11 protein-coding genes and 3 pseudogenes are annotated in these 11,849 nt (G+C 34.9%); 2 read left to right on the forward strand and 12 right to left on the reverse strand.

Going from position 1 to position 11,849, the window contains the following annotated elements; translation table 11 throughout:
• Positions 1-343 precede the first annotated feature (343 nt).
• From AKG34_RS28995 to pssA, 10 genes and pseudogenes are all read right to left on the reverse strand, one after another.
• Positions 344-645: pseudogene (locus tag AKG34_RS28995) on the reverse strand (transposase); the annotation flags it as partial.
• Position 646: 1 nt separating this feature from the next.
• A pseudogene (locus AKG34_RS14060) lies at positions 647-1,556 on the reverse strand (IS110 family RNA-guided transposase); the annotation flags it as partial.
• Positions 1,557-1,945: 389 nt separating this feature from the next.
• On the reverse strand, positions 1,946-2,308 hold the full coding sequence (locus tag AKG34_RS14065) for an RNA polymerase sigma factor (RefSeq protein ID WP_053346648.1): 363 nt from the start codon (positions 2,306-2,308) through the stop codon (positions 1,946-1,948).
• A 175-nt stretch (positions 2,309-2,483) separates the two neighbouring features.
• Positions 2,484-3,179, reverse strand: coding sequence for a hypothetical protein (locus AKG34_RS14070; protein WP_053346649.1), 696 nt, complete (start codon positions 3,177-3,179; stop codon positions 2,484-2,486).
• Positions 3,176-3,916, reverse strand: coding sequence for a hypothetical protein (locus tag AKG34_RS14075; protein ID WP_053346650.1), 741 nt, complete (start codon positions 3,914-3,916; stop codon positions 3,176-3,178). The genes AKG34_RS14070 and AKG34_RS14075 overlap by 4 nt, the downstream gene beginning before the upstream one ends.
• On the reverse strand, positions 3,897-4,799 hold the full coding sequence (locus tag AKG34_RS14080; protein WP_053346651.1) for an ATP-binding cassette domain-containing protein: 903 nt from the start codon (positions 4,797-4,799) through the stop codon (positions 3,897-3,899). The genes AKG34_RS14075 and AKG34_RS14080 overlap by 20 nt, the downstream gene beginning before the upstream one ends.
• Entirely contained in the window at positions 4,796-5,173 is a 378-nt protein-coding gene (locus tag AKG34_RS14085) for a GntR family transcriptional regulator (protein ID WP_053346652.1), read from the reverse strand. Before AKG34_RS14085 ends, AKG34_RS14080 begins: the two co-directional genes overlap by 4 nt.
• 416 nt (positions 5,174-5,589) lie before the next feature.
• Positions 5,590-5,808, reverse strand: a pseudogene (locus AKG34_RS29000) (response regulator); the annotation flags it as partial.
• Positions 5,809-5,888: 80 nt separating this feature from the next.
• Positions 5,889-7,196: a VTT domain-containing protein gene (locus AKG34_RS14090; RefSeq protein WP_053346653.1), complete on the reverse strand. Its 1,308-nt coding sequence runs from the start codon at positions 7,194-7,196 to the stop codon at positions 5,889-5,891.
• A gap of 211 nt (positions 7,197-7,407) precedes the next feature.
• Positions 7,408-7,899 (reverse strand): CDP-diacylglycerol--serine O-phosphatidyltransferase, encoded by a 492-nt coding sequence (gene pssA, locus AKG34_RS14095; RefSeq protein ID WP_053346654.1) that lies wholly within the window; start codon positions 7,897-7,899, stop codon positions 7,408-7,410.
• A 341-nt stretch (positions 7,900-8,240) separates the two neighbouring features.
• Between pssA and AKG34_RS14100 the strand changes: the two genes are divergently transcribed.
• Both AKG34_RS14100 and AKG34_RS14105 read left to right on the forward strand, forming a co-directional pair.
• A complete protein-coding gene (locus AKG34_RS14100; RefSeq protein ID WP_053346655.1) occupies positions 8,241-8,507 on the forward strand; it encodes an efflux RND transporter permease subunit in 267 nt (88 codons plus the stop codon).
• Between the two features lie 121 nt (positions 8,508-8,628).
• Positions 8,629-10,146 (forward strand): COG4705 family protein, encoded by a 1,518-nt coding sequence (locus tag AKG34_RS14105; RefSeq protein WP_053346656.1) that lies wholly within the window; start codon positions 8,629-8,631, stop codon positions 10,144-10,146.
• A gap of 276 nt (positions 10,147-10,422) precedes the next feature.
• On the opposite strand, the gene AKG34_RS14110 is transcribed toward AKG34_RS14105, so the two are convergent.
• Entirely contained in the window at positions 10,423-11,292 is an 870-nt protein-coding gene (locus AKG34_RS14110; protein WP_053346657.1) for a DUF8832 domain-containing protein, read from the reverse strand.
• Between the two features lie 230 nt (positions 11,293-11,522).
• The gene (locus AKG34_RS14115) at positions 11,523-11,789 is read right to left on the reverse strand and encodes a CPCC family cysteine-rich protein (RefSeq protein ID WP_053346658.1); all 267 of its coding nucleotides are present in this window, start codon (positions 11,787-11,789) and stop codon (positions 11,523-11,525) included.
• Positions 11,790-11,849: the final 60 nt, after the last annotated feature.

The raw sequence follows: 11,849 nt of genomic DNA on the forward strand, positions 1-11,849 counted from the left end.
TGGAGGCATAGTTAAATAAAGGAGTAATAGAAAACTCCATATTCTACCATATAATACACGTCATCTCCACGCCGCCCCTGGAGGCTTTCCCTCCCATGTCTCAACGGGTCATCAAAAATATGCCCTCTCATTCCTTCGTCATGCCTATCCAAGGGGTGGAGGCCAGTTATGCTAACCTAATGGGTCGGTGCCCTTTTGTTCAAGAAATCTGGTACTCCGTGCATTTTTGGAATCCTACGAATAAGAAAACATTCGACAAAAGATAAGCTGAAAATCAAGTGTTAATGATTTTTAAGTGAGGTTCCCTTCGAGAACCTGCAAAGCCTGATTTATTCAATATAAACTACGCTGCTAGAGCTGAAAAAGGTTGTAATTTTTCTGGAGAATAAGATTCATTTCGTTTGGCTATGCCTACAAATACTCGAGCCAGTTTACCAACCAATTTCATAATAGACTTCATTTTTTTTATTTTTTTTACCTTAACATTATTGGCGTGCAACGCTTTAAACTCAGAGTTATTCATGACAAGACTCATCGTCGCTAGGTATAAGAAACGCCTCAGTCTGGATCTCCCACGTTTAGAAATGACAATTTGTCCTTTCCATTTACCAGAGCTCGCCTCGGAAAGATGTAACATGACGAAGGNAAGAGATTTCACTGATCCCTTTAATAGCCAGCAGTTTCTTTGCGAAAGGAATTTGTTGAAGCACGTTAGTGACTTCTTGTTCCACTCTTTCGAGTTGCGTTGTAGCTAGATCATACTCTTCTAGTAGTTGTTCTAAATGTAGCTTGTAAGCTTCAAGTGCTTGGTGCGTTCCGATAGAACGTCTAGCTAAATCTATAAGTAGATAAGCTTTTTTCAACCCAGGCTGACGCTTCATTACCGATTTCCATTTGGCTACAATATCTTGAGGTTGCATCGATCGTAACTCGATTGGTGTCGGAAACAAACGTAGAGTTGCGATTGCCCCTTTTCCTTTCACATCTTTAAACACTTGTCGTAGCTCAGGAAAGACAACATCTACCCATCGATTTAATTGATTAATAGAACTAACGAGACGTTTTACGATTACGTCACGGTTGGACATAAGAACTCGAAGTTTTTCGAAAGACTCTGAAGCCACATGAACAAAAGAATAGTATCCATTCTTGACCATATCCGCAATCACGAGAGCGTCTTTTTTATCACTTTTGGACTGAGTGTTATCTCGATTTTCTTTATTTCTTTTTACAAGGTGAGGATTGACTGTTACGACATCAATATTTTCGTTAGATAACCATTTCGATAGATTAATCCAGTAATGACCTGTAGGTTCCATACCGACAATAGTTGTGTCTAAGCTGTTTTTAGCTTTTAGTTTATTAATCCATTCTAGAAATCTGTTAAAGCCTTCTTCGTTATTTTCGAAAGTAAGAGGATCACCTACCACGATTCCTCGATAATTTACAGCTCGAGCAACGTGGAATTGTTGGGCAATATCTACGCCAACAACGAGATGTCGATCAGAAATTCGTTCAATAAGTTGATTTTGTTTGTCCTGCATTTTAAAATTCATATTAGGGTTCCTCCTTAGGTTTTGAGTTAGAGTGGTGTCTTACTCATATCTTACTGAGGAGCCCTATTTTTTTCAAAGCTGAAAAATAACGAACTACAGGAATGCTATTCTGCCCCTTTAGTTCCATAAGAGGTCTTGCCGGCAAAACGCGAATATTATACGGTAAGACATTTTTTGGAAGGTAAAAACCTGATTTTCCTCCGGTACGGTGAGAACCACGGTTGTTGGATACCTGTTAATACTTAGGGAAATTTCACCAAGCATTTCTAACAAAAGATACGAAAAATCCCGATTTTATCTATAAAAAAAGATAAAGTCAGGATTTTTTAAAGTCATCCATTAATTTTGGGGATTTTCAGAAGATCATATTTCTATGTAATTAAAAAAGCTTAAACAATAGGAATCCCACAACGACTTGCACCCGTTGTACCAGCAGAATCATATTTAATTATTAATTCATCTTCTGGAGTAGAATTCTGATTAAGAAATAAATCAACATCTTCAGAAGGTACAACATTCTTTATATGACTACTACGTAAATAATCGATACAATAATTTTTAGTTACCTTATAAACCCACGTATCTAAGGAGCATATTCCCATAAATTTTTCACGATTATAATAAACCTTCAAAAAAACTTCATGAGAAATATCCTCTGAAAGGTATGGATTTTTTATAAACGAAAGTGCTATTTTAGATATTTTATTTCTATATTTAATATAAAGTTGATTTATGTTTTCTTCTTCACTCATCATTTCATCCAATCCCATGTAAAGTATCTAAGGTTATAAAAGTTCAGTGTTAATCTTTATCATTTTTTTATTCTTTTCGCTTTCTTCAGCAGTCTGATTTTCTGTACTCTCATACAAAAACTTTAGAGCATGATTGTATTCTATGCAAAGCGATAAAAACCTCTCAACCACTCGTCTACTTCTCAATAAATTCAAGAAAAACATGATTACCAGCTATTAACTCAAGATGATTAGGTATTCGTAAATAAACGACTTGGTCGCCGGTACTAAAAGATGGATTTATGATCGATTCACCTGTAAATTGCCGTATTGGAAAATCAGCTTTAGTTATTATAAGATTAATATCTTGTTGCTGAGGAAGATTAATGGTAAGGGTATTTTTCATTAACTCAAGATGATAAGGCTTCAGTTTTCTAGAAAAATCGTAACCGTCTATTATTAATCCATTGCCAAAAATGAAAGCTTCAATCGTGTCATCGTTATTTGCTTTTCTTTCTACGAAAATCTGTGAACTGTCATTGTTGCTAGATTCGACCCTTATTGATTGATTTTGGTAATTACTAAAACTACTTTCTTTCATTAAATACTTAGCATCAATCTGATCGATCTCTCCCTCATTAAGTTTCGTATATAAACCACTTAATTCCCGATCTGTATCTATGGCTTTTTCCATTCCTTTCTGACTCAAAGAATCATCAATGATGAAAGGAACAAAAACAGTGCCTAGAAGCAGTACGCCTATATAGATGAAGAGAAGCCAGTGAGTTACTTTGGGAGTTGCAAATTTTCTGGTAAGCCTAACCATAAAAATGAAAACACCAAATATAAGAATCAGGATGACTAACGGCAAAATTGCTGTCAAAACGGTCATCGTCTTACCTCCATTCGATTCAAGATGCTTATAGCAGCTGTAAAAAATACAGCAACCGTTACAATCACTTTGATAATAAATAGAAAAAGCGTTGATTCCATCCCATAAAATTTAAATACATTTATGAGAAAAGGCTCTTTTTGCATTGATGCCTCAAGAAATAGTATTCCAAAAAACAAAACCGGAATAAGAATGATAAACAATTTACTTTCTTGGACCAGTGTCCCAATAAAATAACCAATGGAGGTAACGAAGAAAACATATAAAATTGTTACACCTATACCCATAACAAGTTCTTGAAGCCCAGTATTAAAGCTATAAATCTGATCATCAAGCAAAATATGAGCTAAGATTTTCAGTAAATTCCCAGCCAGTATGGCAGTGATACTCCCAACGATACTTGCCGTTAATAAATATAAAATATTCGACAGGCTGCTACTAAGGCGATTGGTTACGAACGTAAAATCATGATTTCGGTATGGTTTCGTAGTGATTACAATCGCTGTAACGAAAGCCCATATCAGTGTGAAACCAATGACTAAATCTGCAGAATAGTATTTTATATTAATACTAAAATTCCCTCCTCCCATTCCAACTGAACCAACACCGCCAAATGAAAAGAGAAGCGCTAATAACTGAATTCCAATGAGTGAACTAAAAGCATCTATATTTGCTTTTAGCTTAAAGAAGTATTGTTTTTTTACCGTTTCCCACAAATTAACGCTTGTTAAAGACATCATCAATTCCTCCTTTCGTTTCACTGGTTAAGTAAACACATAAATCACTAGATTGTACGGGTAAGATTTCCACTCCTACAAGGTGCGCTTTATTAAGTAAGGGCTCAGAAAAATCATTTTTTACAACCGCATACATCGTATTCAAACCGAAATATTCTTTAAAAAGTATTTCCTTTCCATCCGAAAAATTAAGTACTTCTTCTGTGGTTCCTTTTAATCCGATAGCCCATTCTTTTAACTCAGAGATTGACATTTGGAAATGTTTTTTCCCATCTTTAATGAGTAACACATCTTCCAGTAAATCCTCAATTTCATCCAAGTGATGGCTAGATAAAATAATAGTACGGGGATAAGCAATATAATCCTTGAGCAATGCTCGATAGAAGTCCTTTCTAACCGCTGCATCCATTCCTGTAGTGGGTTCATCAAAAATTGTTAATGGACAACGGGATGCTAAGCCGATAATCATATTAAAGGTACTTGTTTTTCCTTTTGAAAGCCGATTGTGATAAGATTTTGGATCAAAAGAAAAATAGTCAAACAAGCCCTTAGCTAATTCCCTATCCCAATTTGGATAGAAGTTACCCGCCACTGTTAATATTTCACCAAGTGGTATGGCTGGCGGAAAACTCATTTGGTCGTCCACAAAGATGGAGTTTATGGAGACGTTCAGGCTGTTATATGGTCTTTCGGAAAAAACCTTGACCTGTCCTGACGTTTCTTTGATGAACCCAGCAATAATTTTAAGTAAGGTGGTTTTTCCAACTCCATTTCGACCAATTAATCCCGTTATTTTATTTTCTTCAATTGAAAAAGAGAGCTTATCTAAAACATTTTTCCTTAAATAAGTTTTCGTTAAATCCGTACATTCAATCACCCTCATTGTTCAGCCTCCTGATCATTTGCCACTTTTATCATTTCGATTAATTCTATTTCACTTATTTGTAACCGATTAGCTTCCAAAACCAACTCCCGTACTAATCGCTTCAATGTTTGGTTTTTTCGTTTATTGATGATGATTTCTTTTGCATCACCAGAGACAAACATTCCAAGTCCTCGCTTTTTATACAGGATATTTTCGTCCACCAGAAGATTGAGGCCCTTTGCTGCAGTTGCAGGATTGATCGTATACATTTCAGCTAATTGGTATTGTGAGTACACCTTCCCATCACTCTCAAAATGTCCATTTAAAATTTCTGATTCAATCCAATCTGCAATTTGCACATAAATAGGCTTAGTACTACCCGTATTCAGAATTGTCTCCGCCTCCTCCCAATATAGTGCATTACTGTTGTAATGTAGTATATAGTAATTTGGAATATATTACAATAACCGTTTTAATTTGTATAGATAGGCTATTTTCTTCCAGTTTGTACTTTTACAATAGGATTCCATAAACGACCGTTTTTGGTTATAGAAAAAAATTCTCTAAAAATAATCTGTCACTTTGACCGATAATTTGCGTATATTTTAAGTGCTATTTTGCACATCCAACTTTAAAAACCACCTTCACATGAGAAGATTAGCTGGGTTTCTTAATTATTTACATCCAATCATTTATAGAACTATTCGGATCCGCCAAGTAAAAAAGCAACTGCTCATTGTTATAGTGATAAGTAAGTTTTTGACGTTATCGCCTGCTTTTCCCCCACTTCACAGTACAGGCGAGTTTCCCCGCATACGGCGTCAAATTGGACAGAACAAGCAGTTAAAAGAATAACAGGAGTTTGTATGTTTTCCTTTCTTAATCTCCTCAATACCTCGATACCACTTAAACCAGGCAACATTACATCTAATTAAATTTGGTCAATTTCTGTTAGAAATGCTGTTTCTAATCCTGATTTACCGTTGTGTTTAACTGTTACTTGATAGCCCTCATACTCCAATTCCATTTTTAAGACACGAGCAATTTGAGTTTCGTCTTTGATTACTAAAATATGTTTTCACTTTTTATTCGCCCCTTCAAAACACCTTAAGGTATTATTTGAGTTTTATTCTCAATTTTAACCTTATCCAAAACAAGCCGTAACATTTCAAACAACAAAAAGTTAAAAGATATCCAGACACCGCCATATACATATCCACCCAAAATATCACTTGGAAGTAAATCGGTCGATGCAATATTTGCAATTGCTAACCCCATTAATAATATTAACCCCATTAAAGGAACGAATATGGACGTATAATTTTTTTTTGAATGACGAGTGAGTAAAAATAAGCATGTTCCATAGATAATTATTGTAATAGTAGCATTTATATCAGGAAAATTTGCGGAATGAAATTTCGCAACGAACCCTAATGATTGGAGATAGGAAAAAATCTGCATAATTGATTCATGAAACAGCCTCGCTCCTAAAACCGAAACGATAAGTAGAAAATACTCAAGCAGTCTATTCCTTCTCTTTCTCCAAATGCGGATGATCGTTACCCCAATAATTACTCCAAGTACATAAGGGGATTGAAATACTAACAACCCTTTCATCCAACTCATATATAATGAAGACTTCACTATATATTCAGCAATTACATTAAATTGAGTAAACTCATTATATAAATAGTCTTGAGCCATTCCCAGCATCAAGGTCACCATACCGATTAAAACTAAAGTGAGAAAAATAAGAAAGATTTCTGTTTTTCTTATGGTTTTTAGTCGATTTGTTAACCATTTAATTAAATGAATAAAAAAGTTTTTAATTTGAACTTTATAAAACCGATAAGTGAAATACCCAACTAACAATACCCCAAAAATAATAATAAAAATAATGAAATATTTACTTGCTGAATGATGGAAGGCCTTCCAGTGAGGTCCCAATACTTTTCCTAGAGTAATAAAACAAAATCCCCATAAAAATGAACCTGTATAAGCTGGAATAATAAATTTTCGAAACGACATTCTAGAAATCCCCGAAATATAACCAGTGAAATGTCTAATGCCTGGAATGAAATAAGCAAAGACCAACAGTTTACTGCCAGAACGCTCAAACCAAGCGGATACTTTTTTATATCTTTCTGGTCCCAAATGGATATACTTTCCATATTTTTCAATTAGTTTATACCCTCCTGCCTTACCAATCCAATAGGTTACAGTAATTCCCGCACCACCTGCAACAAAGACTGTCAGGAGTGCCAAAGGGTAATTCATTGTTCCCTGAAATACAAAATACCCAGCGTAGCTCATTAAAAATTCACCTGAAATAGGTAGAGCCATGAGTTCTAGAAAAATCCCTATGAATAATATCAGATAACTGTGCTGTTCAAATAAATTTATTAAGTATGACAAATAAATGCCTCCATTTTTTATAAAAAGAAACTTTTGAGTAAATAATTCTACAACTTTAGATCTAATTACAATTTAGCACGAAAAATGAATTCATTTTCTATGTTAATGAATTTTTAATCTTGTATTAAGTGAAAAAAAGGTTTATGGATAAAATAAAAAAGCTGTACCCTTTCTAAAAAGGTTCCTAGCTTTTTTACAAAGGATAATAAAATTAAAGTTTTTTTACCCTTATAGGACTTACCATTAAGAGTGCGAGTATTAAGGTAATCCACGCATTGCTATATAAAAAGAATCCCATACCAGCCAATGGTAATCCAGCAGCTGGAATAGGTAATCCTTTAAAATACCCAATGGTTGGTTTAACACTAAACTTAGCTAATCTTAATGCTCCCATCGTTGGGAAAAGGATAAATGCCAAAGACGTTAAAATCGATGGTGCTGCTATTGAATGAAATAGAAGTGCAGGAGCAACCCCGAAACTAATAATATCAGCCAAGGAATCCAATTCCACGCCAAATTCACTGTTCACTTTTAATTTTCTCGCAATCCTTCCATCAAGAAGATCTAAAACAGCCGAAAAGAAAATAAAAACGGAAGCTACTTCCAAAAAGCCACTCATAATATTGGTAATTGAAAGTAAACCGAACAATAAATTTCCAATCGTAAATAAATTGGGCACAGCTTTTGCTATCTGATTGAACAAGGTAGTCCCCCTGACGTCGAACAATCTACGCATTTATGTAGCATTTTCGATATATTCTTCCGCTTTTCTTAAATATTAAAGGAAAAACTATCCCTGTGCCCCACACAGTCTTAATACAGAAGCCACCAAGTATCTCACTTGTCTTAAGATAATCCTTACCTAATATTCTTTTTGCATTTTAAGGAATTTTTAATCATTTATTCATAGAACAAAAAGTTTCCTTTTATATACTTAGGTTACCCAATTTTGGATAACAGTATCATATTTGAATTCATGTAGCTGTCAAAAGATATTAGGGGTTTTTCATAATAGTTATTGGTTAAACAATCAGGGAGGTAAAAATGAAAAAATTAGTAGAGGCAACCATGCAAAGAGCCATTCTTATGATTGTGTGTGTTGTCATCATTTTGTCTTGGGGCGGTATTTCCGCATACCAGATGCAACGCGATTATTTGCCTGGAATTAATAATACTACTCTTTCGGTAAATATGAGAGTACCTGGGTATCAAGCGACTCAGGTAAAGCAAGTGACAGATAATTTGGCAAGTGCCCTCAAAACAGTGGATGGTTTATCCAATGTGGAAACCACTTCTTATGACGGTGGGTAACCACTGTGGGAGAAACAGCGCAGACTTCCTTAATGATTAACTTGGATTTGGATGGGTATCCTTATTTGGAGAGAAATAAAATTAAGTTGTGGGAAACCACTTTAAAGAAAGGAAATTATATATGCAAGAAAACCAAAAAAAAATGAAAATTTTACTTAACAAAGTGCCACAAGTGACGATTTTCTTTTGGATCATCAAAGTTTTGTGTACAACTGTTGGTGAAACATTTGCTGATTACATCAATTTCAACATTGGACTTGGTTTAACTCTTACTACCATTATTATGGGAGTTGCGTTTTTTATTGCTTTGTTTTTTCAATTTAAAGCAAACAAATATGTTCCAGCCATTTACTGGGTAACAGTTGTTCTTATAAGCGTATTTGGAACACTGGTAACGGATAATTTGACAGATAATATGGGCGTACCACTTGAGGTTAGTACAGCTGTATTCTCGGTGTTACTAGGACTGACTTTTCTATTTTGGTATCTTAGTGAAAAAACACTATCGATCCACTCGATTTTTACTAAAAAAAGAGAAGTTTTCTACTGGCTTACGGTCCTTTTCACCTTTGCACTTGGAACAGCGGTCGGCGATTTATATTCCGAACAACTTGGTTTTGGTTATCTTAACACAGGAATAGGCGTTGTTATTATTATTGTTCTTGTGTTCTTAGCTTATAAATTTTTGAAACTTGACGGGGTATTAGCTTTCTGGATTGCGTATATTTTAACTCGTCCGCTTGGAGCGTCAATTGGTGATTACCTATCTCAACCAAAAGTAAATGGCGGATTAGGACTCGGGACAACCGTTACGAGTGTGATTTTTCTTATCGCTATTTTAGCAATCATCGTTTTCCTTGCCCTTTCAAAAATTGATACAAATGCTAAAAGTGATATAGCGGAAACAAACCAAAGTAATGCAAATAAGAAACATGTGCTAACACAAACGATTGTTGTACTCGTAATTTTCTTAGTTGTTGGTATAGGTGGTTATAACTGGCGCAGTAATAATATTGCATCACAAGGTGCTGCAGAGCAAGCTACATTAGCGGATCAATTAAATGATTTTGTTAAAATTGAAAATGATATGCTAAACGCTGTAAATAAAAACGACTTTGCTTCAGCAAAAAAAGGCGCTGATAATTTGGAACATCAGTGGGATACACAAGAACCTAAGCTTCGAAAAATTGATAGCACTACATGGACAAAAATTGATGGAACAATTGACTCTGTGTTAGCAGCAGTTCGTTCTTCAAAACCTGATATTAATCAAAGCAAAACAGCACTTAATAATTCACTTAGTGTCTTAAAAGGTGCAAATAAATCAACATCAAAATCTGGTGCCTCACAAACTACATTATCTGGACAGTTAAACGATTTTGCAAAAATCGAAAATGATATACTAAACGCTGTAAACAAAAATGACTTTGCTTCAGCGAAAAAAAGGGCAGATGAATTAGAACATCAATGGGACACACAGGAACCTAAGCTTCGAAAAATCGATGGCGCTACATGGACGAAAATTGATGGAACAATTGATGTTGTATTAGCAGCAGTTCGTTCATCGAATACTGATGTAAACAAGTGTAAAACAGCACTTAACAATTCACTTAGTACCATAAACGCAGCAAATAAATAATAATCTTAGGAATCGCCAATCGCGGTTCCTTTTGCAGTTCAAAGGAATCGACTTTTTTACTTCTTCTTATAGAACTAACTCATCTGATTCTACAATTTAGAACCCAGAACCTTTATAAAAATTAACATATAGTTTTAGTTTGGCTTGCTCAACAAACCTGCCCCTTTAATAGCAAAAAAAAGGAACTGCTGATCAGTTCCGGATGTTTAAAAAAAGCACCCTTTAGTTTAATAATTAAAGTTTAACGCAAAAGGCCAAAAGGCCCTAAGGATCTTTTTATTTCGGTACATTTATGGTAAACGGAACGGTAAATACTTTTCCGTTTTGTTGGAATTGTCCCCAAATTTTATAGAGACCACTCTTAGGGAAACTCGTCATAAATTTAGCATTTGGACCAGTTGCCTTTTCGTCCATTGGATGAACATGTAAATAAGTTTCAGTATCGCCACTAATTGCTACAACGTGCCCTACTGCCCCTAAATAAGGTTGTAAATTTGTGATAGGCTGTTTCGTTTTAGCATCATTAATCGTGAATGTCATCGTCAAATCCATTCCAGTCATCAAATGGTCAAACTTTAAAGTAACCTCTTTACCATCCACTACTTTTGTTATTTCCTTATCTTCTGTTAACGGCGTAGTCTTCGCTTTGTTTCCTGCTACTGTCACGACATTCGATTTTACCGTTTTGGAACCTTCCTTAGGCGTAAAATCGGCATAAATTTTATACTCTCCACCAGTAGGGAAATTTGGAGTTACAGTAAATAAACCGTTCCCTTTATATTCAGGATGAATATGGTCAAAATAGGATAAATCTTTGCTAACCACAATTAAGTGCATGAGTTTTTCGTGTTCAACCTCAAAATCCTTAATTGGTTTACCGTCCTTATTATTTACCTTAATGTCTAATGGTATTTGTTTGCCATTTTCAGGATTTTCTTTAAAGGAAAATTCTACGTTTGTATTATCTTTTTGGGAAGAGGGTGTCATATCCCCATGATTCATCCCATCATGGTTTGTATCTGTTTGTTTTTTATTTGAGTTTTGGTCCATATTTCCATGGTCCATTGAACCATCTTTAGAACAAGCTGCTAAGAATAATGAAATGATTAGTGAAAAAACAACCATTATAAGAAACTTTCGTTCCATGGTATTCCTCCTATAAATTAGTCTATCCGATATCCTATCACAAAAAATTGCAGAAATTATGCATTTTATTTGTTCCTTCACTCTTATTTGTTATTATTACTTCAATTTAGATTACTGTTGGGGTAACTGTTTCTCTTAATGAACTATCCTGCCCCGTTAGTGCCATAAGAAAAAGCTGCCGCAGCAACCTCCCTTATTGAAGTAAAGACCCGTTAGCTTAAAAACTTTCTCTAAATAAACGGTTTCCAATTAGGGTCTTTTATATCTTTCTCATTTGGCTTTCTTACAAACTCAATACAGCCTTTTTCGCATGCCCCAAACTTAGCGAAGTTTTTTTGTGCTTGGCTTAATGAAACTTCATTAGCCCCGCCTTCGTAATCAGGGTCTCGAAATTGAACACCGTCATCTTCCCAAAAGCATATTTTGCAAATTGCATATGTATCGGTTGGTTCTTCATCTAATGTTTTATATCCACAGCAAGGACAAGTATATTTCATACAATCACCTCGATACTTTTTATGAATTTTACCATGCTTTCTTGTTCAACTAAACTGCCC

The organism is Peribacillus butanolivorans, from assembly GCF_001273755.1.
In the GTDB taxonomy this organism is placed as follows: Bacteria; Bacillota; Bacilli; order Bacillales; family DSM-1321; genus Peribacillus; species Peribacillus butanolivorans.

What these genes read in the sequence shown, in the direction of transcription:
- AKG34_RS14110 (WP_053346657.1), bottom strand. Translation starts at nt 11,292, where the DNA reads ATGGAACGAAAGTTTCTTATAATGGTTGTTTTTTCACTAATCATTTCA.
- AKG34_RS14105 (WP_053346656.1), top strand. Translation starts at nt 8,629, where the DNA reads ATGCAAGAAAACCAAAAAAAAATGAAAATTTTACTTAACAAAGTGCCA.
- AKG34_RS14070 (WP_053346649.1), bottom strand. Translation starts at nt 3,179, where the DNA reads ATGACCGTTTTGACAGCAATTTTGCCGTTAGTCATCCTGATTCTTATA.
- AKG34_RS14080 (WP_053346651.1), bottom strand. Translation starts at nt 4,799, where the DNA reads ATGAGGGTGATTGAATGTACGGATTTAACGAAAACTTATTTAAGGAAA.
- AKG34_RS14100 (WP_053346655.1), top strand. Translation starts at nt 8,241, where the DNA reads ATGAAAAAATTAGTAGAGGCAACCATGCAAAGAGCCATTCTTATGATT.
- AKG34_RS14115 (WP_053346658.1), bottom strand. Translation starts at nt 11,789, where the DNA reads ATGAAATATACTTGTCCTTGCTGTGGATATAAAACATTAGATGAAGAA.
- AKG34_RS14075 (WP_053346650.1), bottom strand. Translation starts at nt 3,916, where the DNA reads ATGTCTTTAACAAGCGTTAATTTGTGGGAAACGGTAAAAAAACAATAC.
- AKG34_RS14065 (WP_053346648.1), bottom strand. Translation starts at nt 2,308, where the DNA reads ATGAGTGAAGAAGAAAACATAAATCAACTTTATATTAAATATAGAAAT.